Genomic DNA, 24734 nt, shown 5'->3' on the forward strand with positions numbered 1-24734 from the left:
GCGATTACCACACACAGGTTTCACTAAAAATTTAACTTTACCTATATTTAATGATCAACTACAAAACAAAAGAGCCGCAACTATACAGCTGCGGCTCTTTTACTTGTAATTAAACTTTTCTTATTTTACCCACCCCTAACCCCTCCAAGGAGGGGAATTTCTTCTAGCCTATAGTTCACTTCCTATCTCTATAGTTACAGTTAAAAATTAACTATAAAGCTATTGTTTATGAAAAGTCAACTACGGCAATTCCCCTCCTCGGAGGGGTTAGGGGTGGGTTCACTTTAGCTGACAATCAATCTTTAAGCATAATTTTTTACGCTTACCTGCACTTTTTCAAGCGCCTGCTCTATGTCATTAATGATATCTTCGGGGTGCTCCACACCAACCGAAATACGTACCATGCCTTCACCTATGCCCATCACAGCGCGGTCGGCCGCAGAAATATCAGAGTGGGTCATGGAGGCCGGGTGTTCTGCCAATGATTCTGTTCCGCCTAAGCTTACGGCCAGTTTTATCAGGCGCAGGCTGTTCAGGAACTTAAAGGCTTCTTTTTCGCCCCCTTTTATGTCAAACGAGATCATCGACCCTGCCGACAAGCACTGCTTTTCATAAATAGCCTGCTGCTGCGTATTGTTTTGCAGATCGCCTAAGTAGTAAATCCGGTCTATTTTCGGGTGGTTCTTCAGGTATTCGGCTACGGTTTCGGCACCACGTGCCATGGCTTCCATGCGAATTTTCAGGGTTTCCAAGCTTCGCATCAGCATCCAGCCGGTCCACGGGCTCGCCATCGAACCCATAAACGTACGCATGGCTTTTACCTGTTTCATAATGGCTGCCGAGCCTAAGCACGCACCAGCAATAAGGTCGGAGTGGCCGCCAATGTATTTGGTTGCAGAATAAACCAGCAGGTCAGCGCCGTGCTTTAGCGGGTGCGAGAACAGCGGCCCCAGGAAGGTGTTATCAACGGCAACTATAACTTTTTTATCGTCGGTAGAGTGTTTTTTAGCAAGTGCGGCACAGGCTTCGATGTCTACCAGGTGGTTGGTTGGGTTGGCTGGTGTTTCGATATAGATCATCGCCAGCTTACCGGCTACGCCCGATTGCTCCAATAATTCTGCTACCTCGTCGGCTTCCATGTTGGCCCGGAAACCGATGCTCTGGATACCGAACTTAGGCAGGATGTTTTTGATATAGTAATCAGAACCACCGTAGATGGGCTCGCTGTGCAAAATTACGTCGCCGGGCTTTAGCAGAGCCAGCAGCATGGTGCTGATGGCAGCCATACCGCTTGCAAATACGGCCGCATCTTCGGCACCATCCCAGAAGCGTAAGCGGTTTTCCAGTATCTCCAGGTCGGGGTTGTTCAGGCGACTATAGATCAGGCCCATTTGCTCTTCGGCACCTTTGTCGCGCAGGCCGTAAGCCAGCTCAAAAAATGCCTTGCCTTCTTCGGCGTTCTTAAAAACGAAGGTTGATGTCTGGTAAATAGGGGCTTTTACGGCCATTTCCGACCATTCGGGGTTGTAACCGTAACTCATCATTAAGCTTTCCGGCCGCAGGTGCTTGCCGTTTAAATGCGGTCCGCGCTGGTCCTCTTCAAGTTGCATAGATCTATAGTTTATTTTGGGTGAAATTCTGAAATAAGTGCTCCGGGTACTCTACTCTGGCTAAATACAAACCTTCGGATGGCGCTGCGCCGCTGGCCTGGCTCCTGTCCTGGCTGGCGATCATCTGCTCGAATTGTGCTATAGTTAGCTTTCCACGACCAACATCTACCAGCGCGCCAACTATAAGCCGCACCATACCGCGCAAGAAACGGTTCGCTCTGATGGTAAAGGTCAGCTCATCGCCTTGCTGTTGCCAGTGGGCTTCATACATGTTGCAGCGGTAATGTTTGGTATCGCCTTTTACTTTACTAAAGGTGGTAAAATCTTCGTACTTCAGCAATATATTGGCTGCTTCATTCATTTTGGCTACATCCAGGGCACGGCTGTGGTACCAGGCATAGTAGCGCTTAAACGGGTTTTTGCGGAGCGTAATATGGTAATGGTAGGTGCGGGCAAAAGCGTCATAGCGGGCATGCGCTTCGTCGGGCATCAGGTATAGGTTGTAGGCGGAGATATCGTTGGGTAAGATGCGGTTGAGGCGGTACACGACCTGTTGCGGATCCAGTTGCTGGCTGCAATCGAAGTGCACGAACTGCTGGCTGGCGTGTACGCCAGTATCGGTGCGGCCGCTGCCGGTAGTAACTATAGTTTCGCGCAGAATTTTACTCAGGCTGTCATCCAGCACTTCCTGCACCGAAAGGGCGTTGGGTTGTACCTGCCATCCATGGAAACGTGTGCCGTCATAGGCGATCTCTAAAAAATACCGCATGCAACAAAGTTATCATTTCCATTTAATGCGGCACCAAACTATAGCCCATAAAAAAGCCCGGCTACACAAAGCATAGCCGGGCTTCGGGACACTATTAGGTATTCTCTATGATTGGAAAAGTAAATTAGTTACCGGTTCTGCGCAGAATCACATCACGGATAGTTCTTGGGTTGCGCTCCTGCTCTTCGCGTCTGCGTTCTTCTACACGGCGCTGCTCCTCAGTACGGCGTCTTTCCTCCACACGGCGTTGCTCTGTAGTTTTCTCCCAAGGGTAATCTCTGCGGTCACCAATTCTTCTGTCACGGTCGCGGTCTCTTCTGCGGTCCTCATCGCGTTCCCAGCGGTCATCGTCGTCGCGGTCGTGCTTTTTATATTTTTTGTTATGCTTGGCATATGCTTTCTCGCGCTTCCACTCGGCGTGGGCACGGTGCTTTTCGTTCACAAATTCGGGGCGTTTGCTTCTTGCATTGCTGTTGCCCTGCGCCATGGCTTGCTGCCCAACTATCGTCAGCACGGCTACCATTATCAGTGTCAATACCTTTTTCATAAGCTTCAGTTAATATCTTGTTTTGCTATATACAAAGGCAGTGCCAAAAGCGAATTTACCGTTATAAATATTTTCTTACGGGCAGGTGCCAGCAAACAGAAAGCCTGTTCTTTCAGCAGAACAGGCTTTCTAAATATTGGTAAGAGACTTAGAATTATAGCCCCGGGGAATGATGATTTACAGGAACGATACAGAAAAAGCAGCATGAACATTGGTTGCATTCACTTCATCATCTGCTATCGTGTTGTATTGCCACTTGTAGTTAAAGGAGCGCACCAAACCAAGATTTGCGGAATAAATGAGCCGTTTCTTCATCCAGCTTTTATTCAAGCTGAAAGATAGATCAACCCAATGCCTTTCATAATTCTGCTGACTTGCAAAGGCATCGTAATAGAAGTCGTTGTTATGCACAGTTCTCTCTATTACTCCGCCAAACCTGTTCTCTCCCTTTATCCAGTTCAGCCCAATAGTCTGGCTACTGCCGCCGGGGCCAATGCCGGCACCCAACATTTGCCCTTTGTGCGTGTACCCGTGCATTACCTGATAATGTGTATACCAGCCTTCCAATGCTCTTACACTTTGCGTAGGTGGGCTTGGCAAATGGGTAATTTCCCCAAACAACTCTACCTCCCTCCCTGTAGCCGTTGGAAATAGTTTCTTTATTCCAATTAAATAAGCTCTTGCGTGCTCTGGCTCCAGTATAAAATCTCTTATGTTCTGGGCATGGTCGTTTCTGCCATACTCAAAATAGAATTCGGCTCTGCTTTCTGGTAAAACCATCCGTGCAAAGAGGCTGATAAGCTGATCCCGGCCAAATTCATCTTCTTTTTTTGCGTTACTTTTAAACAGCGCCGAGACAATCGGCAGATAGCCGTTCAGGTCGGAAGTAACATTATGGCTGTATTGGTAAAAAACTCTGCTCACACCCAGGTGTAACCCCGGTGTCCATTTCGGGTTCCAGGTAACCACCATGCCATTTAAGTATCTGTCGCCATCAGGCTTAGGAGTGTACAACTTTTGTCCCTGATAAGTGCGGGCGGTATCAGGCGGTAAAATATCAGAGCCTTTTAAAAAGCCGCCTACCACCTGCCATTCAAACGAACCTATCTTTGTTTTTACCGGAGCCGTTGTATTAAAAGTAAAATGTGCGAAACCTGCTGCGGTATTGCTCATTACCAAAGAGTTTCTGACGCCAGGGCCCCACCACAAATTTTCTGTAGATACCCCTAAGGATAGTTTCTTATAGTTAAACCGCACGCTGGACTGCCCTGGCAAAAGCTTGCTGTAAGTACCCTCTGCAAACCTTTCGGGTGCATCTATACGGTTTAATACTTTATAGTAACTCTTCCAGATGTTGTCATCCAGAGAGGTAGGGAAGGTAATGAAAGCGCTGTTTTGTGCAAATACGAGTTCTGGCTGAAGCTGAATGCTCAGTGGCCCAACTTTGGTATATAGCCCGGCAGACAACAGATTTTGGTAACCTCTCGCAGGTATCATGGCCCCATCATTCCAGCCGAACGGATGATGAGAGTTGTACTGTTGTTTTAATGTCAGCGGAAGCAACGATATAGCAACCCTGCTCTTTGTATACAGTACCTTCTGGTTTACGCTTAGGCCGGAACTATCTGCGGTTAATGCAAGAGAATCCGACACCGGAGCACCTGTGGAATATAAAGGTCTTATCAAAAAAGAGATATTCTCATTTAACTCTCCCCTTAACTGATGTAGCCTTGCACTTTCTTCTAAGAGAGGAGTACCAACAGGTAGCGTTTGAGCGTAAGAGGCTGTGCTAACGATAAAAAATAAAGAGCTTAAAAACGCCCGGGCAGTAGAACTGATCATAAAAAATATACTCCATAGCAGACTGGTTTAAAAAGGTTATTTCGACTCATTTTAAACCAGTCTGCTATTTACACAACGATTTTAAAGCTCAACAAACCGCCTGGTTACTTACACATTAAACATCTTCTTAGCTGCTCTTACACTTTATGGCAATAAGTATAAAACCTGCTATACAATAGCGTACTCAGCTATATAAAGCGGTTTATGCTTTTAATAACCTAAGCCTTGCTGCATTAAACTTACTTTTATGGCTACACTTTCTCGTAAATAATGGCTGCGCCCTGTCCTACGCCCACACACATGGTTGCCAGGCCGTAACGCACGTTGTCGCGGCGCTTCATTTCGTGCAGTAGGGTAGCCGAGATGCGCGTGCCGCTTGCCCCCAGCGGGTGACCAATGGCAATAGAACCACCGTTCACGTTCACGATAGCCGGGTCGATGCCCAGTTGCTGCACACATGGCAGGGCCTGTGCGGCAAAGGCTTCGTTAATTTCGGCCAGACCAATATCGTTTATAGTTAAGCCGGCTCTTTTCAGGGCTTTCAGGGTGGCAGGCACCGGGCCCATGCCCATGTGCGCCGGATCTACCCCAGCTATTCCTACACTTACCACACGCGCCATCGGCATTAAATTCAGGCGTTTCACGGTCTCTTCGCTCACTATAAGCGAGGCGGCTGCACCATCGTTTATGCCCGACGAGTTACCGGCTGTTACGCTTCCCCCTTTTTTGAAAGCTGGAGCCAGCTGTCCTAACTTTTCTATAGTTGATAAGCGCGGGTGCTCGTCGGTGTCGAAAATGATCGGGTCGGCTTTGCGCTGCGGCACAGGCACGGGGATGATCTCATCGCTGAACCTGCCGGCTTCGTGGGCGGCTTTATATTTTAGCTGCGAACTATGGGCAAACTCATCCTGCGCTTCACGTGAAACACCTTCGCGCTCGGCCACATTTTCGGCGGTCTCGCCCATGGCAAACGGGTGGTGCAGTTTAGATAAGGTTGGGTTGGTGAAGCGCCAGCCTATAGTTGTATCGTAAATTTCAGGAGTGCGCGACCATGCTGTTTCGGCTTTTGCCATCACAAACGGGGCTCGCGTCATGCTTTCTACGCCACCAGCCAGGTACACTTCGCCATCACCACTTTTTATAGCGCGGCTGGCATCTATAATACTCTGTAACCCGGAAGCACACAGGCGGTTAACGGTTACGCCACCAATCTCTAAAGGCAAACCGGCCAGCAGCAGGGCCATGCGGGCTACGTTACGGTTGTCTTCACCAGCTTGGTTGGCAGCACCCATCACCACGTCTTCAATCAGCTCGGGGGCTACCTGCGGGTTGCGGGCCATCAGTTCTTTTAAGATGAACGCGGCCAGGTCGTCGGGGCGCACGGTGCTCAGGCTGCCGCCAAACTTGCCAACCGGTGTTCTGACTATATCTACAATGTAAGCAGTATTCATATTTTAGTTTTACAGGTCTTTGTCTAATTTTGCATCTCTTTGCAAGTTAAATTAACCAACACATGATACAAAGAATTCAAACCGTATTTCTGTTTCTGCTGGTAATCGCTGTTATCTCGATGCTGTTTTTACCGCTGTGGTCTAAAACCGATGCCGCTACCGGCGAAACCGTTATACTGACTGCCTGGAACCTGAAAACAGAGGTGGCAAATGCCGATGCAACAGCTGCTGCAGCCTCAAAGAGCACGATCGCGATCGGGTTGCTGGCCATTGCTGCGGCTATAGTTGCGCTGGTAGAGATCTTCCAGTTCCGCAACCGCCTTACCCAGATAAAAATGGGCCTGCTGAATACCCTGCTGCTGGCTGCGCTGTTTGGTACGTCGTTTTACTTTGCGGCTTACGTTGGCGGCGAAATGGTAGGCGGCACCGACAATGGCTCTTACGAAGCCGGTTTCTATATGCCGATGCTGGCCCTGCTGCTCAACTCCCTGGCAAACCGCTTCATCAAACGCGACGAAGACCTGGTAAGATCAGTTGACAGACTGCGTTAAGTTAGAAAGTTAGAAAGTTTGGAAGTTAGAAAGTTAACTCTGAACTATAAACTATAGTTATAAGGCCGCTTCCGGGTAATGGGAGCGGCTTTTTGTTTTAGTATGAGACAATGTATTTTAAACCTACCCCTCCGAGGAGGGGAATTCTGGTTTATTATTTTTATCCAAACCCTTTGCTGGCGCGGATCTGTGATCCGTGACTTACCTATAAAGTTGGATCTGTGATCTGACTGGGCCGGAGGCCCAACTATAGCAAAATGAAAAAGCCGCTATCCGTTTCCGGAAGCGGCTTTTTACTACACAAACTGTTTAACTACTTTAACTTTAACACAAAATCTTATAGTTCTATAGTTGGCAGGACACTGTGAGGTCTGTGGCAACTTTCTAACTTATCCTTTTCTAACTTTCTAACTATAGTTACCGTCTCCGGCTGGTGTATTCTTCCAGCTCGCGCACGCTGCTATCGAATTTGAAGACGTCGTACACGTAGTAGAAACGCTCTTGGTCGCAGACGTAATCGTAAGCGAATTTGGCAAACTCTACGCGGGTGCTTTCATAGTCGAATTGCTGCAGGATGTATTTCAGGTCTTCGGCCAGGATGCTGCTGTTGCGCAGGGCTTCGCGGGCTATCGTTAATTTGGTGCTCTCGAAGCTGCGGCTCTTCATGGCATCAGCTAAGCGGTCCACATCCTGGCGGCTCAGCAGGTAATCACAGCGGTCATCGCTCCGGTCGTAACGGTCATCGTAGCGCGGCGGAGCTGGCCGGTAAGGCTCTGCCGGTGGGTACGGTACACGTGGCACTACAACCGGCGGCGGTGGCAGCAACGGCACTTCACTCAGCAGCCTCAGTTTTACCTTGCCTTTTCGTTCCACTACATCCACAGCATAATTGCTCTCGTAGCCATCGCGCACATACACTTTGGTGCCCAACTGATAATCGCGGTAGCGGTCGCGCACTTTTACTTCCACATAGTGCTTGCCGGGGCGCAGGTGATCGATGCGCACAACGTTTGATGCCTTGTGGTTTACCAGTTTACCGTTCAGTTTCAGGTAAAAAGGCTCGCCGGCAGGTGCCCGGAAAGTAAGTACAGAAGCTTGTACCAGTACCGGCATCGCCAGCAGCACAAGCAGGAGCGGAAGTAGAAGCTTTCTCATGGTAGTATAGTTTAAACGCTATACTTTACCATAACCAATTACTGTGCCAGATATATAGGTTTTTACTGTTAAAGTTTAAGGCTATAGTTACTGTAACCTTTTAAATTGTTTATTTACAGAGCTATGGCTTTTGCTATGAGCAACAAAAAAGCCGCAGGCAAAACACCTGCGGCTTAATAAATTAACTGTAAGCTAGGCGCTGTTGTTATAAATTATAGTTTACTCCAATACCTATTGACTTAGCTATACTTGCGTAGTAACTATTGTGACCTATGTTTTTATAGTACAGGTTAACTTTACCAAAGCCATCTAAACGGTTGCTAATTTTATAGTTTAACTGCAACCCGGCTGTAACTATACCATAAACGCCTGAGTCTTTGTCGTCATAAGTAACTTTCTTTTCGCCTTCGAACTCTTCTGATTGCTGATGCCAGACAGACCCAAATATGGGTACAAGGGAGGCAGTGGCTGATATTCGCAATCTTTGATTCTGGTGCGAACTGAATGGGGTAAATAATACTGTTAAGGGGACGGATAAAGCCTGTATTTCTCCTTTGCGATAATGATTAATAATCGTATCGTTTTGCCCATAGTAAATCCCGGAAAGTTCATCTACCCGCTTTCTACCATAAGTTAAACCTACCTGAAGGTTAAGGCTCTTCGCTAATTTGTAACCTGCATTTAAATGTAAAACTGGTGTTACACCACCTCCAACTCTTTTAGAAGGATTCCACATTGTATAAGATATACTACTAAGCTCAACTCCCACATAAAATCGCTTTAAGGGAGCTATAGTTGTATCCACCTGCACTTGCGCTACCACTGCTAAAGTTGAAAGTGTGAGTATGAAGGTTAAGAAAAGTGTTTTCATAAATGGTAGGTTGTTGAGTTTCTTACTTCTCTCGCTTCAGATTGAAGTTATAGTTAAAGCCTAAGGCTAAGGAGCCTGGATAAGGATATTCATCTCGTGGGCGAAGCCCTCTGTTAAAGTTACGGCTGATGACATAGTAATTGAAGTAAGTATCAAAGCGCTTACTTACAGGATACTTTAGTCCAAGGCCACCTGTTAAGTATGTGTTTATACCTGATGTTTTCTCCCTATAAGTTATAGTTTTCACTCCATCCCGTGTTTCTGATTTCTCGGCTAAGGTGGTGCTATACATAGGTGTCAGCATGGCTGTACCGTAAAATTGTAACTTCTTGAAAGGGTAAAACAAAACAAGATCTGCTGTAATGGGTACACCTACGCCTTTTGTTTTAGATATGTCACTATAGTAAATCAATTTATCAGCTGACTCTACGTAAACAGAGCCGAAATCTCTGCTGTCAGTGCCATACCATACTCCAGCCTGAATTCTAATTCGTTTAGTTATATTATAACCAAAATAGATAGAAGTATAAGGTTGGATGTTTCCGCCTTTAGATTCATTTTTATATTCCAAATCATAGCCTATTGCAAGGCCATTGATGCCTATGTAGAAGGGTTTATAGTTTTGCACTGCAATATCAGGATTAACCTGAGCAACGGCGACTAATGTGGAGAGTGAAAGCAGAAGAGACAGGAACAGTGTTTTCATAAAGGGTTTAGGTTGTTGAAAGTATGAGAAATAAGCCGCAGGAGTAGCTCCTGCGGCTTATAATCTAAGCTATCAACTATAGCAGTTATCTCCGTGGCATCCCAAATCTATACTTAATACCCAAAGTACCATTTGCCACATTAGTAAAGCCCCCTTGCCTGTTAGGTTTCAGGTAGTATATCCCCCTAAAGTCAGCAGAAAAGGCTAATGGAATTTTACCCAAACCGATCTCAGTGCCTATTACAAACCCTGCTCCCACTTGCGTTGTTGGTTTTGGTTCTTCTCCATAGAAACTTCCCCAACCTTCTTTAGTAATATGCAGCAGCCCGGCTCCACCTCCATAGTATAAAAGAAAGTGATTGGAGTTTAATAACTTGCTATGTCTTTCATACATTAGGGCTAATTGATAAGCATTGTTATTGAAAATGACCTTCGATACACTTGCCTCCAAAGCACTCTGCTTACCAATAAAGTATTTAGCGTTAACTCCCATATCAAAATCCCCTGCAAAATTCAGGAGCCTGACACCTATAGCCAGTTTATATGGTGGTGCAGTGGCGTACTCTATTTGTCTTTGAACTTCAGTTGAGTCTACCCTCTCCTGCGCTACCGCTGCTAAAGTTGAAAGTGTGAGTATGAAGGATAAGGAAAGTGTTTTCATAAAAGGTAGGTTAGATTGGTAAGCATGCCTAAACCTAAGTAATTAAATCCAACTGAAAAAGGTAATCGGACTACGCTTTGTAACATCGCTTTCTGAAACCCAAAATCTGCATAAAAGCTTCTAAAAGGCAATTAAGCCAAATTTCTGGCAAAAAAACACCCCTTTTGATGACCGTTTGTAACATCAGGCCAACAAAAAAGCCGCAGTTTTTTTTACTGCGGCTTTCTCTGTAGCTATAGTTGCGGCTATCCCTTAGCCTTCGTAGTAAAACTTGCCGTGGGCGCTTTTTATAGTTAGCTCGTTGCTGTTGCTGGCTTCTACGCGGCCAATGATCTGGGCATCTACGTTAAAAGATCTCGAGATCGCGATCAGTTCCTGTGCGTATTGCTCCGGCAGGTAAATCTCCAGGCGGTGGCCCATGTTAAACACCTTGTACATCTCTTTCCAGTCGGTGTGGCTTTGCTCCTGTATAATGCGGAACAGCGGAGGCGTGGCGAACAGGTTGTCTTTTATGATGTGTACCTTGTCGGTGAAGTGCAGCACTTTGGTCTGGGCGCCACCACTGCAATGCACCATGCCGTGTATGTGTTGGCGATGCTCCTGCAGTATTGTTTTAACTATAGGCGCATACGTGCGCGTTGGCGAGAGCACCAGTTTGCCCATTTCCAAACCGGTTTCAGGCTCCACGTCGGTTAGCTTATAGTTGCCCGAGTAAACCAGGTCGGCTGGTAGTTCAGGGTCGTAGCTTTCAGGGTACGATGCCGCAATGTAGTTATGGAACACATCGTGACGGGCCGAGGTAAGGCCGTTGCTGCCCATACCGCCGTTGTACTCGCTCTCGTAAGTAGCCTGCCCAAATGAGGCAAAACCTACAATTACATCGCCGGGCTGTATGGTGTGGTTGCTGATCACTTCGTCGCGGCGCATGCGGGCCGTTACGGTGCTATCTACAATTATAGTACGAACCAAGTCGCCCACATCGGCTGTTTCGCCGCCGGTGCTGTAAATACCCACACCGTTATCGCGCAGCAGTTGCAGTATTTCTTCGGTACCGTTTATAATGGCGGCAATTACCTCGCCGGTCACCAGGTGCTTGTTACGGCCAATCGTAGACGAAAGCAGGATATTATCAGTAGCACCTACACACAGCAGGTCGTCGGTATTCATTACTACGGCATCCTGGGCAATGCCTTTCCAAACGCTCAGGTCACCGGTCTCTTTCCAGTACAGGTAAGCCAGCGATGATTTGGTACCGGCCCCATCGGCGTGCATGATGTTGCAGTAGTCCGGGTCGCCGGTCAGTATATCCGGGATGATCTTGCAGAAGGCTTTTGGGAAAATACCTTTGTCGATGTTTTTGATGGCGTTGTGCACATCTTCTTTGGAAGCCGACACGCCACGGCGCAAATATCTGTTTTCCATAGTTCGGGATGATTTGCCTACAAATTTAACAAAGCAGCCGGGATAAGCGCTGTAAAGGGGCAAAATAGTTTAGGTTGAATTATGAATTATGAATGGTTTGGTTTGGCTGGATCTTTAAATAGGGTCCCTACCCCAGAGGTTTACAGGATTGGGGATACCTCACCCCAGCCCCTTCCTTTTATCGAGGGCCCCTACCCCCAGAACAGGAGAGGGAGTTAGTGCTATTGCTGTAGTTTGAGCTATAGTTTAGAGGTTTCCAGTTAACCTACCCCTACCCCTCCCAAGAGGAGAATTTCTGCTACTTCTATAGTTGGCAGCTATAGTTTCATAGTTAGCGTTGGTCATCCCCCTACCCCCTTCAAAGGGGGACTTTTCTGCTACTGCTATAATTTTATAGTTACGTTTGTCCAACCATCCTGCCCCTCTGAGCTGCGCTCGCTACCTTCGAAATTGCTTGTCGGTAGTTTATGGAGGTAATTTTTACTGCTACTCCTTCTATAGTTATTTCGGCTATGCCTGAGGCGAGAGTCGATAGGGACGAGCATAACTCAGTAGTCTGAATCAAACAAAAACCAGTTTGTAACCTGATCTAAGATCTTCCACCACTTAATTCTTCATGGAATAATAATATTATTTAACCCGCTGATACTATGTAGTTACCTTGCCTTTATTACCATTTACTAATATTATATGAGGAATATAACTATGGTTATTTCTTTTTGCATCCATAGGCGTACTATTAATGCTAAGGTTCCCTATTCGAATCAAAAATAAAGTTTCTAAAATTCAGATTCTGTCATCCAGTTGCAGGCGCTTTAAAGAACTGCCAATCACATTATCTCTATTTTCTACAGATAGCTTTTAAGTGCTTCTTTTACATTCTGAAGCATCTTACACCGGAAAACTCTCCCTCGACTGCTTCATGTGCTTAATCTAAATCCTCTGCTATTGGCCAATAACCTCTATTATGCTATGACACATTTATAACTTAAATCATTAACACTATGAAAACTGTATTCAAACTTATGGGAGGACTAATAATCCTTGTGTCTCTGGGGTCCTGTGAGAAGGATGAAATAGAATCTCTGGATCCTGCTGCTGCAGGTTCTGCCACTATCAAAGGTGTAGATAATTTTAATAACGGCATGATCAATTCGTATAGCAGCGAAGTGGTACTGCAGTGGAATGAATTGTTAAGCCGGTCTATTGACAACCGTATGCCACAGCCGGCAGAAGTAAAGATCTATGCTATGGTTACCCTGGCCATACACGATGCCCTGAACAATGTTGTTCCGAAATATAAGACCTACGCCTTAAGCAATTTAGATGTAGATGTCAGCGGAATTACTAAAAAGAACATACATGCCGTTGCCGACGCTGCGGTTTCACAGGCCGCCCGTGATATGATCGTAAGCCTCTTTCCGCAAGCTACTTCAGCTGCCGATGCGCTATTAGATACAATTCTTTCGGGCACTGAGGACGAAGCCATGGAAGCCAGGGGCGCTGACATTGGAAGCAGAGCCGCTGCTGCCGTGCTGGCTAAAAGGGCTGCCGACTTCCCTATAACATTTGCATCATCTACCTTGGGTACAGCGCCAGGTGAATATAAAGCTAATTACGAGCCGTGGGTTTCAAGATTTCCAATGTTACAGAATCCGGTATTTGCTCCCAACCTGGGTAGCCTGACTCCGTTTGGCATCGAATCCGGTGATCAGTTTAGAAACGAAGCACCATATCCCCTGAATTCAGCGGAATACATTGCGGACTATAATGAAGTAAAAGCCCTTGGCTGCACAGATTGCCCCTTAAGAACAGCAGAACAAACCCAGATTGGAGCCTTTTGGGTAGAAAACACATCCAGTTCTATGAACAGGCTGGCCAGAGCGCTGATTGTTCAACGAAAGCTGGATGGCTGAGAAGCTGCCCGGCTCATAGCGCTCATCGAAATGTCGCAAATGGATGCTTACATCGCTTCATTTGATGGTAAGTATTATTTCAATTTATGGAGACCGATTACAGCCATCAGGGAAGGAGACCAGGATGGGGTAGACGCTACAATAGGAGATGTTACATGGACATCTGTTTTTGACACACCGCCTACACCAGAATTTCCTTCTACCCATGCCTACAACGGTGCCGCCGCTGCAGCAATCTTTAAATCTTTTTTTCATTCAGATCAGGTAAAACTCGACCTGGTAAGCCCATACTATGCAGCCGGCGTAGAACGCCACTTTAGCAGCTTCTCCCAAATTGCCTATGAAAACGCTGTGTCCAGGATCTATATAGGATACCATTTCAGGTACGCGGTTGAAGTAGGTTTAAGACAGGGGACAGAACTTGGCTATTATGTGTACGAGAATAACCTGAGAGAACTTAAAAAGGTGCTATAGTTTTCGTGCTTTTAAAAGCTGTTTTACTTGTGGCAGGACAGTGATTCCGGGGAACAGTTCCTGTTCTATAGTTGCCTTGGTCCAACCACCCCTGCCCCTCAGAGCTACGCTCGCTACCTTCGAAATCGCTTCTCGGTAGTCCAAGGAGGGGAACTCTGATACTGCTATAGTTGAAGCTATAGTTCTATAGTTTACGATATTGAGCGGACAGGTCGCGACCTGTCCCTACGGAATTACAACCACGAAAAGTAACCGATATACTACAGCCAAGCGCAACAACAGTAACTATAGCCAAAGCATTTACTATCGAGCTTGATCTCAGTCTTTGGGTTGAGCGCCTTGTAGATTTCTGGTGCCGAAAGGCATTGCGAGGTACGAGCAAAGGAATTTACACCGCGCGATGCCCGAAGACGGGGCCTCCCGGCCCAGGAGGGAGCCAAGGAAACTATAGAACTGTAGGTAAGTAGAGCTCCCAGGATTGGAAGTGGCTATGAAAGAAAAGGCTTGTTTCCAGTTGCAATTGGCTTCAACTATAGCACCAGACGCTAGCAGGAGCTGCGCACGCTGCTAGGTCTTTACTAAACTATAGGCTGAAATAGATTTCTCACTTTGTTCGAAATGACAGTAACAGAAACTATAGGACACATAAGATCTACACCCGAAACAACAATGGGGAAAATAAAAGCGAAAAGGCGGCTGAAGCATAGACTCCAGCCGCCTTCTATGTATAGCGCTACACTGATTACTCCTGTATACGTACCACTTTGAATTCGGTACGGCGGTTGCGCTGGTGGTCTTGTTCGGTTTTGGCATTTCGTACCACCGGGCGGGTCTCCCCGTAACCTTTGGCGGTAATGCGACTGCGGGAAATACCTTTTGAAATAATGTACTCCACAGCTGACTCGGCACGGCGCTGCGACAGGTCCAGGTTGTAGATATCGGAGCCACGGGCATCGGTATGGGAGCTTAGCTCAATGGAAATGTTCGGGTTATCTTCCAGTATCTCTACCAGTTTATCCAGTTCCACGGCCGCATCTGGTCTGATGTTGGCCTTATCGAAGTCGTAGAAGATATTTTCCAGCACGATCGGTTTTTCTTTTACGATCTCGTTCAGCACCAGCGTGGCTGTCAGGCGTACATCGGTCACATCTTCGGTGAGTTGGTCCTGCGATGGCATTTTGCCGGTGGTGGTAATACGCTGGCGTGCTGTAAAGAAACCTGCTTTTTCCGAGATCAGCGAGTAGGTAGAAGCTGTATCCAGCGCAAACGAGAATTTACCTTCGGCATCCGAAGTAGTTTCTTTTATTTTCTGGCCTTTTTCGTTCTGTAGTACAACCAGCTGGTTTGGAACTATAGTTTGCTGCTTGGCTCCTTCGCGGCGCAGGTAAACCGTGCCATCTACATAAAAATTAACCTGCTTGCGCTGCGATTTCACAAACCCGTACAGATCGTCACCCCCTTTGCCACCTTCGCGGTTAGAGGAGAAAAAGCCACGGGTAGTGTTCTGGAAATAAATGCTGAAATCGTCACCGGGCGAGTTGACAGGCGCGCCCATGTTTACAGGCTTGCCGTTTTCCACGCGGAACAAGTCCAGGTTGCCCAGGCCAGGCAAACCATCTGAGGCAATGTACAGGGTACCATCGGGTGCTACATGCACAAAGCTTTCGTTGCCGGGTGTGTTAATATCCGGGCCCAAATTTTCAGGCGAGCCGAAACGGCCGTTTTCGCCTACTTCTACCTTATAGATGTCGTTGCCGCCCAGACCGCCTTTTCTGTCGGATGAGAAGTACAGCGTTTTACCATCCGGCGAGAAGGCAGGAGAAGAATCCCAGGCGCGTGGGTCGTTTATCGTTAACAGCTTCGGTTCGGTCCAGGCATTGGAGCGGAAGTAAGTAACGAACAGGTCCACGTTCTGGCGGCCTTTTTTGGTGCCCTCGTTGCCGCGGGCAAACACCATGGTGCGGCCTTCGTTGGTAAAGGTTGCCATGGCATCGTGTATGTCTTCCAGGTTTACCTGGTCAAACTTGCGGATCGGGTTGCTGCTTTCGGCCATCGAATCAGAAAGCGGTGTTGCATAGATGTCGATAAAACCTTCGCCGTTGCCCAAGTAGGCCTTGCCTGACCCCCGGGTAGAGGAAAATACCAGCTCATTGTTCAGGATGTAGGGTGCAAACTCGGAGCCTTCGGTGTTCAGTGCTGTCAGGTTTTGTATCTCGTATGCCTGTGTGCCACGCATAATATCATTCAGTTGGCTGAAGTTCTCTACTTCGCGGGCAGCCAGTCCTTTAAGGCGGGAGTTGGTACCAATGCGGGCATAATCCTGTAGTTGGTTCAGGGCTTCTTCGTAGTTGCCGTTCGCTTTCAGGGCCATGCCATAGTAGTAATACGCATCCTCTTTCTTAAAACCGGCATCCAGAGCAGCCTTGTAAAAAGGTTCTGCTTCGGCCAGGCGGTTCGAGAGGCGGTAAGACTCCGCGATCTTATAGTTCACTTCGCCCGGGTTACCGGCATTGGCAAGCGCGCCTTTGTAGTATTCTATGGCTTTGTCGTACTGCTCCATCTCAAACCTTTTGTCGCCTTTGCCAATTTGCTGAGTGGCGCCACAGGCACTTACTATAAGGGCAATAACAGCCAGTAAGCACAGGTGCTTTAAAGTATAGGTCAATTGGTTTGTGTGTAGCATCTACGTATGAGCTTATAGTATGTCGGGCAAGGTTAAAAGTACCGCGATAGCCAGCTGTGCTGTGCCTGTTTGGGCCAGCCGGTCTGCAGGTCGCCGTACGTGTTTACAAGCGTATCGAAGTATAACGTATCTTTGTTTATATCGCCGGCTGCTACTTTTTCTTTCAGCTGTCCCACACTTACCAACTCCACACCACCTTCCTTCAGGAAAGCCAACTGCGAACGGTCCAGGAACGACACCTGAAAGCGCTCTCCCAGTTCCCGTACAAAGTTTACAGACTTATCAATAGAGCACCCGCTGGAAGCTGTAGCACTCTCGTTGTTTGCCAAAACCAGGAAACGGTCGTGCAGCAGTTCTGCCGATGCCTGCAGGTCGTTGCCATGGCTGCTCCAGTCGGTTGCGAACGCCTGTAGCAAGGGTTTCATCGCTGCCTGCTCTGCCTCAGTCAGCGGCCTGTTTGCCTGGTATACCCAGACACGCGCCTGCGCCGGCAGCTCATCAAACGGAATATACATATTCTTAATTGTTGAATAGTTGATTGTTAAATTGTTAGTTCACAAAATGGGTGAACTGCAGTTACTGCAAACTATAGTTTCCGTGGTTAAGTATGATTTAACTCTATCAGCAAACAACCATTAAACAATTTAACAATGCAGCAATTATTTAGTTAGTCCTTCAGCTTGTGCGATCAGTTCAGCGATATCGAACACTTTTACGTTTTGTTCCTGCTCCTTGTTCTTTACGCCGTCGTTCATCATTACCATACAGAACGGGCAGGCTGTAGCAATCACACCTTCTGCTCCTAAAGTAGCCAGCGCCTCTTCGGTTCTTTCGATGTTTATTTCTTTACGGCCTGGCTCTGCTTCTTTAAACATCTGGGCACCACCGGCACCGCAGCACAACCCATTGGCGCGGCTGCGCTTCATTTCCACCAGGTCGGCATCCAAAGCAGCCAGCACATCGCGCGGCGCTTCGTAAATGTCGTTGGCTCTGCCTAAGTAGCAGGAATCATGATAGGTAATGCGCTTGCCTTTAAACGCCTCGCCGCCCTGCACGTGTACTTTCCCTTCGTTTATAAGTTGCTGCAGGAACGTGGAGTGGTGAATAACCTCATAGTTACCGCCCAGGTCCGGGTACTCGTTTTTGATGGTGTTAAAGCAATGCGGGCAGGCTGTTACTATTTTTTTGATGTTATAGCCGTTCAGCACTTCGATGTTGGTAAGCGCCTGCATCTGGAACAGGAACTCGTTACCGGCACGCTTGGCCGGGTCGCCGGTGCAGCTTTCTTCGGTACCCAACACAGCATATTTCACGCCCACATGCTCCAGAATCTGTACAAACGCACGGGTTACTCTTTTATAACGATCATCAAACGAGCCGGCACAGCCAACCCAGAATAATACTTCCGGTTCCTGACCATTAGCAGCCATTTCGGCCATGGTAGGTACTTTTATTAACTTTTTATTTTCTTCCATCTGAGTATTTGTAGAGATGTTAGATGTTAGACTATAGACTTAACAAAACTTTCCCGAAAGTAAAATCTACTGCTTTCATCTAAAATCTAACATCTAGTATCTATAATCTATAGTTTAATTCTTACTTGGTAAGTATAGTTCGTCGGCCCAGTTAAAGCGGTCGGATGCCGGGAATGCCCATGGTGCGCCGTTATTCTCGATGTTGGTGAACATGGCGTTGAGCGATGCCGGCGCAGCAGATTCTTCTAGCACCAGGTAACGGCGCAGGTCCATAATGGTAGACAGCTGGTCGATGTTAACCGGGCAGGATTCTACGCAGGCGTTGCAGGTGGTGCAGGCCCATAGTTCTTCCGGGGTAATGTAGCCACGCAGTAACGTTTTTTCATCGGTGGTTTCTACGCGCTCCACACCCATTTCCTTGTAGTGGTTTGGTCTGAAGATAGCCGGATGTTCGCCTTTCTCTTCCATACGGTCGCGGGTATCCATCACAATCTTACGCGGCGATAGCAACTTGCCTGTCAGGTTAGCCGGACAAACGGATGTACAACGGCCGCACTCGGTACAGGTATAACCATCCATCAGCTGTTTCCAGGTCAGGTCTTCCACGTCTTTTGCACCAAAGCGCTGCACTACCGGGTTGCCTTCGGCATCTACTTCCGGGGCAGGTGGCTGGTAGCTTGGGTCCAGCATTGCTTTAATCTCATGCGTAATGGCCGGGTTTGTAGTCATTTTGCCCTTTGGTACCAGTTTAGAGAAGTACACATTCGGGAAAGCCATGATAATATGGAAGTGCTTGGAACTTGGCAGGTAGTTCATAAACGCCAAAATACCAATGATGTGGATCCACCAGCCTACATTTGCTATAGTTGCCAGCGTACCGGCATCAGCGCCAAAGGCATTCACAAACATGCTGCTCACCGGGAAGGCGCCAGCCAGTTCGTGCCCTTTTAATTCTGCCAATTTCAGGTCAGCTATGTTAAAGGCAAACAGCGCAAACATCAGCACGATCTCGGTGATCAGGATCACATTGGCATCCATTTTAGGCCAGGCACGCATCTCTACGCCGGTCGCCAGACGCGGTACGCGCGAAACATTACGGCGCCACAGGAATATAGCACAAGCCACAATTACCAGTGCAGCCAGTATCTCGTTCACCGCCATCAGGCCATCATAAAACGGCCCCATGAAGCCCAGCACACGGTGCGTACCAAAAATACCGTCGATCAGGATCTCCAGCACTTCGATGTTGATCACCAGGAAGCCGACATACACGAACAGGTGCAGCACAGCCGGCAGCATGCGCTTAAACATTTTCTGTTGCCCAAAAGCCACCAGCAATGTTTTATTGATACGCTCCGACGGGTTGTCTTCCAGTACCAGGTCGCGGCCCAACTGTATGTTTTTTCGGATTTTGCGGATCTGCCATACAAACAGGCCAATGCCTATGGCTGCCACAATCAGGAAGATAATGTTTGAAATTCCTATCACGGTAAATTATTCGTTATACATACCAATTTGTAGCTAAAGATAGCAGGATATTAAGAAACATGTACACCTACGCACTTTTTTAAAATATTTTTCTGCCGAATGTTTGCTACTTAAAAGTTAGTTACTACTTTTGCATACCCTTACGGAAAAGGGTGACACAACAGAGCTGGTGATGTAGCTCAGTTGGTAGAGCAAAGGACTGAAAATCCTTGTGTCGTTGGTTCGATTCCAATCATCACCACAACCAAACCCTTGTCAGAAACGGCAAGGGTTTTTTGTTTTTATGCCTTCCGGTTCTATAGTTCCGCAGCTATAGTTTGCCTTACCCTATTTTATATCTTTTTGCTTATATTGTCTCAGCGTCTATACTATAGTTTATAAGTATTGGATGCACTACAGACTTTTCTCATTTCCCTTAAACTATAGATGATCCGACTTTTAATCGTTTTAGCGCTGCACTTTATAATATTCGGCTGTTCTGGGATGAAAGGCTCTGGACAGGAAACTATAACTAACAGCAGCAAACCGGCATCGACGCTCGTGGAAGAAAAGGGAGATACAGTACCCGGGACGGAAAACTCTTATTCCATTTTCAGCGATCCAGCACTAAAAGATCACGTGGTTGCTGCAGTTCCGGGGAATGATTTTACACTTATTACGGAGCGGTCCGGCATTTTTATAAGTCCTGATACGATAGAAATTGAACGCCTGAAGCAAGAATACGGGGAAGAAGACTTTTATACAGCAGCTGATGATAATCTCTACTATGAGTATGAAGCTACTGAATTTCTGAAGAAAAAAGGGGTAAAGACCATTTATCCGAACACTCGCTATCTAAAATTTAAGACGGGCTCGGGGCAGGAGTATTTTTTTGACACGAAACCTGCCGGAAGCCATAAATGGTACTTAATTCTATTTGATCCTTCTAAAGATCACCCCGCACTTATTAGTGCTATAAATATCACAGAGGATTACAGCAAGTATTTTGGCACAAACTGATACGCTGCATAACCATAGCTACAACTCTCCGGATTCTGAATGCAAGTTTTTTTAGTTACCTTAAACAGGATTACTGCCTTCAACCCAAAAAGTAACAAACTATAGTTAATAACAATTAGCCCTCAGCTCTAATATGGCAGCCGAATAGCCCACATCGTTTGCTTTATTGAAGTAGATGCACGCCGAGTCGGGCTCCTGTAACTCTATTTTCGTGCGGCCCATCAGCCAGTTCAGCCTGCCATTATCCTCATCCAAGGCCAGCGCCCGACGGTAATCGTGCTCCGATAGCTTAAACGCTTTAATTTTATAGTACCCGAAGCCACGGTACGTAAGGGCATCTATCCGCTTCTGCTCATTTTCGCTGTAGCGCAGGTAAGTAGAGAGGTCGCTTAGGGCAGGTTTATATTTTTTTAGGTAAAAAAGCCGCACTTCGCCGCGGGCAAGGTAAGCCTCCCAGAGTCGCTCGTTCAGGTTAATGGCCCGTGTCAGATCCTCTTCCGCCTGCAGGTAACTGGCAAGGTGTTGCCGGCTAACGCCCCGCATAAAGTACACTTCCGCCGACGGTTCTTTTTCGTGCGCGATGGCCTGGTTAAAATCCTGCAGGGCTGCCTCGTAATCTTCAAATACATTCAGTTCCAGCTTACCCCGCTCCTTATACGCTTCCGAATGCCCCGGCTTAAAATGAATGGCGTCGGTCAGCAAACTATGAGCGCTACTGTATTTACCATCAGCTATATAGGTTAAAGCTGTTTTATAGTTATCTTCACTTGCAATATGGTCCATTACCACTTTCAGCAGCAGGCTGAAAAGCACAATGCCACCAACAAGAGCCAGGGTAATGTAAGCGTCCTTGCGTACAAACTTGCGTTCATCAGTGCGGATAGGGCGGTAATAGCGTTCCGAAACAGGGGCAGGTTCGCGGGTGTAGCGGTAACGTTCCTGGTAATAAGCCTGCTGTTGCTGCATCATCCGTTGGCGCTCGCGCAGGTATTGCAGCTTCAGGTCGTAGCGGGCGCGCTTGCCGGGGTTCGACAGGGTTTGGTACGCCGTATTGATCAGCTTAAAACGGTCTTCTGCTAAGGTGTTGCCCGGGTTTTTATCCGGATGGTACTGCAGGGCCAGTTTTTTATACGCCTGCTTTATTTCCTGCTGCGTGGCAGCGGGCGTAATGCCAAGTAGGGTATAAAAGTTCTGCTCCAAACTATAAAGGTTAAGGTACAAAGGTAACTAAAACACAATTCAGCTCTTTATGGTATATAAGGCACCAATGTAATTATACTTTACGTAAATATTTGAATACACCTGCGTATACAGTGTGAGCACTTAAACAAGCAAAATAAAACTATGGCAATGGAAGATAACGGCACACGGGAAAAAAATACAAATATCATCGAGAACCTGATGGGTTACATCGATACCCGCATCGATATTATACGATTAGAGGTACAGGAAAAGCTGAAGTCTTCTTTTGTAGGCATAGTACATGGCGTTTTGCTTGGTCTGGTTGCCTTCATGTGCCTCATCTTTGTAAACATCTTCCTGGGCCTGCTGCTTAATCACCTCCTCGACAGTACGTTCTGGGGATTCGGCATCATTGCGTTGTTCTATGTGGTGTTGCTGGTAATACTGGTAATTGGCTTAGATAAAAAGATGTTCCAGGGCATGGCCGACAAAACTTTCGACAACACAATTTACAAGACCGATAAAAGAGAAAAATCTATATGAGCGACGTTAACAATCCTTTGTTCGATAACCAGCGGGAATTTCTGGAGCGCCAGAAAGAAGAATATAAGAATGCCTTGCTGGGCGATGTAGAACACATAAAAAGTCAGAGCCAGGAAATAGGCAAAAAGGTAGCCATAGCCGGCGGCGTAGTGCTGGCCGGTTTGCTGCTAAGACGCATGTTTACCAGCAGCGATAAAAAAAAAGCCCAAAAGGTAGCCAAGGCTAAAAAAGGCACGAAAGCCGCTACCGGCACCATACCTGTTTCGCACCCGATACCCGATTACGACCCGGTGGCACACCACGTAGTAACGGACTATAATGCCGAAGAACCTATGGCGGTAACGGCCGCCAAAGAGAAGGCCAAAAAGCAGAAGAAGCAAAAAAAAACCGGGCCTGGTCTGGTGCAGCGTTTTATGAGCTCGCCTTACGCCCGCACCATGGCATTAGAGGGTGTTGCGCTGCTGATGGCATATGTAACTAAAAAGGCAGCAGAACGCATGCATTCTGAACCTGAAAATAACGATATTGCAGCAAAGGCTGTTCCGGCAACCGAAGCAGACCCCGTTGTAAAAAGCGCTACAGAAAAGCATGCCATTTAACACTCTTCGCCAAACGCAGCAAACCAAACGCACAGGCCGCAAGCATTTTGCCGTTTTACTGGACCCTGACAACCTGGATGAAGCCAGTTGCCTGAACCTGCTGCAGCTTAGCGAAGCCAGCCACGTTGATTTCTTTTTTGTAGGTGGCAGCCTGGTTACCACCGAGAACCAGGCAACTATTATTCAGCTTATAAAACAGCATAGCCGCATACCGGTTATACTTTTCCCGAGCAACAGCATGCACATCGATAAACAAGCCGATGGCATCCTGTTGCTTTCTTTAATTTCGGGCCGCAACCCCGATTTCCTGATCGGCCAGCACGTACTCTCCGCTCCCATACTTAAAGCCAGCGACCTGCAGGTGTACCCTACCGGTTATATGCTGGTAGATTGTGGCCGCCAGACCACAGCTTCTTATATGAGCGGTACTACACCCATCCCTTACGACAAGCCAACTATAGCCAGCTGCACGGCTATGGCCGGTGAGTTACTCGGGCTAAAGTACATGTATTTGGATGGCGGCAGCGGCGCGGCTAAACCAGTGAGTGCGGAGATGATAACAGCCGTGTGCGAAGCGGTAGAAGTGCCGGTTATAGTTGGCGGTGGCATTAACACACCAGCTAAAGCGAAAACTGCGCTGGATGCCGGTGCCGATGTAATTGTAGTAGGTAACCACATAGAAAAAAACCCCGGCTTTCTGGCCGAGGTTTCCTCTGTAGTTAATTCTTATAATCTTGCCTTAGATGTTCATCGCTGATTCGCGGCGACGCATCTTACCGGCAGGAATACCGAACATCATCTTAAATCTGCGGCAGAAGTAAGCCGTATCTTTGTAACCAACTTCTTTACCAATTTCACGGATGCTCTTCTTGGTAGTTCTAAGCAGGAACACCGCACGCTCCATACGCTGGTACTCGATGTAATCCTGTGGGTTAATACCGGTCAGCATTTTGAAGTACTGCCCTACATAATCCTCGGATACGTTCGCAACGTTAGAAAGCACTTTGTTCGAAAGATCGCCACCTAAGTTCTCCTTGATGTAGTTGAACAGGTCTATCAGGCGTGGGTCTTTGAAGTAGGTGCTGTTGGTTGCCAGCTGCTCCACAAACATTCTGTTGCGAAGGATATGACGTACCACCTCTACTACAATGTTCTCGGTGTAGATATTGATCAGGCGCTCTTTACCTGGCAGGTCCTGCATGCTCTCTTCCACTACTTTGATCACCAGGTTGGCCAGTTTGTTGTTTCCTGAGATCAGGAACGCAGGCACATCCAGAGATGCAAAGAAGTTTACTGAATCGAACACTTTTGCTTCGAAGCTCACAAAGCTGTGGCTTTCTTCCGCATCGCCGATCAGGTCAAGATCGCTGTTATTTTTAAAGAATTTCTCTTTATTCGTGATCAGGTCATCGTTAGAGATCACCTTGCCTTCGCTGGCACCATATCTTACACGCGTGCTACGACCACCCGGAATAAACAGCAGTTCCCCCTCTTCTACCTGTTGCTCCTCGTCGCCGAATATTATACTCCCCTTATGGAGCAGTATCAGGTTGTTGCCAACATCGTAGTAGTTGCGTACCGTAAACGGCTGTTGCAACACCAGATTTTTAGCCTTAATGAACCGCACCCCAAGCGATTCAATAATTTTATTGTAATCTTCCATTGTGTAACCAACTAACTTTTTATACTATAAACCCGTTAATTATGGCTTAAAGCTAAGACTAATCTTTATAAAATTCAAATTAATTTTTAAAATAAATTTTAATTCAGAAAAACCTATAAATAGCCTA

At 47.1% G+C, this 24734-nt stretch carries 23 protein-coding genes and 1 tRNA gene; 8 read left to right on the plus strand and 16 right to left on the minus strand.

Annotated features, from left to right (window positions below):
• Positions 1 to 302: 302 nt before the first annotated feature.
• The 5 genes from H7F15_RS00435 to H7F15_RS00455 form a co-directional block, all read right to left on the minus strand.
• Positions 303 to 1610 (minus strand): cystathionine gamma-synthase family protein, encoded by a 1308-nt coding sequence (locus H7F15_RS00435; protein ID WP_185194980.1) that lies wholly within the window; start codon positions 1608 to 1610, stop codon positions 303 to 305.
• 4 nt (positions 1611 to 1614) lie between these two features.
• A complete protein-coding gene (truA, locus tag H7F15_RS00440; protein WP_185194981.1) occupies positions 1615 to 2379 on the minus strand; it encodes a tRNA pseudouridine(38-40) synthase TruA in 765 nt (254 codons plus the stop codon).
• A 124-nt stretch (positions 2380 to 2503) separates the two neighbouring features.
• Entirely contained in the window at positions 2504 to 2926 is a 423-nt protein-coding gene (locus H7F15_RS00445) for a hypothetical protein (RefSeq protein ID WP_185194982.1), read from the minus strand.
• A gap of 177 nt (positions 2927 to 3103) precedes the next feature.
• Positions 3104 to 4768, minus strand: a complete 1665-nt coding sequence (locus H7F15_RS00450) for a capsule assembly Wzi family protein (RefSeq protein ID WP_185194983.1) — start codon at positions 4766 to 4768, stop codon at positions 3104 to 3106.
• Positions 4769 to 5019: 251 nt separating this feature from the next.
• Positions 5020 to 6219 carry an acetyl-CoA C-acyltransferase gene (locus H7F15_RS00455; RefSeq protein ID WP_185194984.1) on the minus strand — a complete coding sequence of 400 codons (1200 nt, stop codon included), beginning with the start codon at positions 6217 to 6219 and terminating at the stop codon, positions 5020 to 5022.
• A 62-nt stretch (positions 6220 to 6281) separates the two neighbouring features.
• On the opposite strand from H7F15_RS00455, the gene H7F15_RS00460 reads away from it, so the two are divergent.
• Positions 6282 to 6770 (plus strand): DUF4293 domain-containing protein, encoded by a 489-nt coding sequence (locus H7F15_RS00460; protein ID WP_185194985.1) that lies wholly within the window; start codon positions 6282 to 6284, stop codon positions 6768 to 6770.
• 417 nt (positions 6771 to 7187) lie between these two features.
• On the opposite strand, the gene H7F15_RS00465 is transcribed toward H7F15_RS00460, so the two are convergent.
• The 5 genes from H7F15_RS00465 to H7F15_RS00485 form a co-directional block, all read right to left on the minus strand.
• The gene (locus tag H7F15_RS00465) at positions 7188 to 7925 is read right to left on the minus strand and encodes a DUF4476 domain-containing protein (RefSeq protein ID WP_185194986.1); all 738 of its coding nucleotides are present in this window, start codon (positions 7923 to 7925) and stop codon (positions 7188 to 7190) included.
• 205 nt (positions 7926 to 8130) lie between these two features.
• A complete protein-coding gene (locus H7F15_RS00470) occupies positions 8131 to 8796 on the minus strand; it encodes a hypothetical protein (protein ID WP_185194987.1) in 666 nt (221 codons plus the stop codon).
• A 22-nt stretch (positions 8797 to 8818) separates the two neighbouring features.
• The gene (locus H7F15_RS00475; protein ID WP_185194988.1) at positions 8819 to 9502 is read right to left on the minus strand and encodes an outer membrane beta-barrel protein; all 684 of its coding nucleotides are present in this window, start codon (positions 9500 to 9502) and stop codon (positions 8819 to 8821) included.
• Positions 9503 to 9587: 85 nt separating this feature from the next.
• Positions 9588 to 10163 (minus strand): hypothetical protein, encoded by a 576-nt coding sequence (locus H7F15_RS00480; protein WP_185194989.1) that lies wholly within the window; start codon positions 10161 to 10163, stop codon positions 9588 to 9590.
• Between the two features lie 252 nt (positions 10164 to 10415).
• The gene (locus tag H7F15_RS00485) at positions 10416 to 11585 is read right to left on the minus strand and encodes an AIR synthase related protein (protein ID WP_185194990.1); all 1170 of its coding nucleotides are present in this window, start codon (positions 11583 to 11585) and stop codon (positions 10416 to 10418) included.
• Between the two features lie 1025 nt (positions 11586 to 12610).
• On the opposite strand from H7F15_RS00485, the gene H7F15_RS00490 reads away from it, so the two are divergent.
• Positions 12611 to 13501: a hypothetical protein gene (locus H7F15_RS00490; RefSeq protein ID WP_185194991.1), complete on the plus strand. Its 891-nt coding sequence runs from the start codon at positions 12611 to 12613 to the stop codon at positions 13499 to 13501.
• Between the two features lie 30 nt (positions 13502 to 13531).
• A complete protein-coding gene (locus H7F15_RS00495) occupies positions 13532 to 13975 on the plus strand; it encodes a vanadium-dependent haloperoxidase (protein ID WP_185194992.1) in 444 nt (147 codons plus the stop codon).
• A gap of 742 nt (positions 13976 to 14717) precedes the next feature.
• Here H7F15_RS00495 and H7F15_RS00500 read toward each other — a convergent pair.
• From H7F15_RS00500 to H7F15_RS00515, 4 genes are all read right to left on the minus strand, one after another.
• Positions 14718 to 16658: an OmpA family protein gene (locus H7F15_RS00500; protein ID WP_185194993.1), complete on the minus strand. Its 1941-nt coding sequence runs from the start codon at positions 16656 to 16658 to the stop codon at positions 14718 to 14720.
• A gap of 32 nt (positions 16659 to 16690) precedes the next feature.
• Positions 16691 to 17173, minus strand: coding sequence for a hypothetical protein (locus tag H7F15_RS00505; protein WP_185194994.1), 483 nt, complete (start codon positions 17171 to 17173; stop codon positions 16691 to 16693).
• A 144-nt stretch (positions 17174 to 17317) separates the two neighbouring features.
• Positions 17318 to 18097 carry a (Fe-S)-binding protein gene (locus tag H7F15_RS00510; protein WP_185195435.1) on the minus strand — a complete coding sequence of 260 codons (780 nt, stop codon included), beginning with the start codon at positions 18095 to 18097 and terminating at the stop codon, positions 17318 to 17320.
• A 150-nt stretch (positions 18098 to 18247) separates the two neighbouring features.
• On the minus strand, positions 18248 to 19621 hold the full coding sequence (locus H7F15_RS00515; RefSeq protein ID WP_185194995.1) for a (Fe-S)-binding protein: 1374 nt from the start codon (positions 19619 to 19621) through the stop codon (positions 18248 to 18250).
• A gap of 168 nt (positions 19622 to 19789) precedes the next feature.
• Between H7F15_RS00515 and H7F15_RS00520 the strand changes: the two genes are divergently transcribed.
• Positions 19790 to 19862: transfer RNA gene (locus H7F15_RS00520), tRNA-Phe, on the plus strand.
• Positions 19863 to 20047: 185 nt separating this feature from the next.
• Positions 20048 to 20620 carry a hypothetical protein gene (locus tag H7F15_RS00525; protein ID WP_185194996.1) on the plus strand — a complete coding sequence of 191 codons (573 nt, stop codon included), beginning with the start codon at positions 20048 to 20050 and terminating at the stop codon, positions 20618 to 20620.
• A gap of 105 nt (positions 20621 to 20725) precedes the next feature.
• Here the strand turns inward: H7F15_RS00525 and H7F15_RS00530 are convergent, their stop codons facing one another.
• Positions 20726 to 21841 carry a DnaJ domain-containing protein gene (locus H7F15_RS00530; RefSeq protein WP_255481010.1) on the minus strand — a complete coding sequence of 372 codons (1116 nt, stop codon included), beginning with the start codon at positions 21839 to 21841 and terminating at the stop codon, positions 20726 to 20728.
• Positions 21842 to 21964: 123 nt separating this feature from the next.
• Between H7F15_RS00530 and H7F15_RS00535 the strand changes: the two genes are divergently transcribed.
• From H7F15_RS00535 to H7F15_RS00545, 3 genes are read left to right on the plus strand one after another with little or no spacing between them, the layout of a single operon-like run.
• Complete coding sequence (locus H7F15_RS00535) at positions 21965 to 22345, plus strand: phage holin family protein (protein WP_255481011.1); 381 nt, start codon at positions 21965 to 21967, stop codon at positions 22343 to 22345.
• Positions 22342 to 22944 (plus strand): hypothetical protein, encoded by a 603-nt coding sequence (locus H7F15_RS00540; protein ID WP_185194997.1) that lies wholly within the window; start codon positions 22342 to 22344, stop codon positions 22942 to 22944. Before H7F15_RS00535 ends, H7F15_RS00540 begins: the two co-directional genes overlap by 4 nt.
• On the plus strand, positions 22934 to 23701 hold the full coding sequence (locus H7F15_RS00545) for a geranylgeranylglyceryl/heptaprenylglyceryl phosphate synthase (protein WP_185194998.1): 768 nt from the start codon (positions 22934 to 22936) through the stop codon (positions 23699 to 23701). The genes H7F15_RS00540 and H7F15_RS00545 overlap by 11 nt, the downstream gene beginning before the upstream one ends.
• Here the strand turns inward: H7F15_RS00545 and H7F15_RS00550 are convergent.
• Positions 23684 to 24607, minus strand: a complete 924-nt coding sequence (locus H7F15_RS00550) for a helix-turn-helix domain-containing protein (protein WP_185194999.1) — start codon at positions 24605 to 24607, stop codon at positions 23684 to 23686. The genes H7F15_RS00545 and H7F15_RS00550 overlap by 18 nt on opposite strands.
• Positions 24608 to 24734: the final 127 nt, after the last annotated feature.

Origin of the sequence: Pontibacter sp. Tf4, from assembly GCF_014212495.1 — a bacterium.
GTDB lineage: Bacteria > Bacteroidota > Bacteroidia > Cytophagales > Hymenobacteraceae > Pontibacter.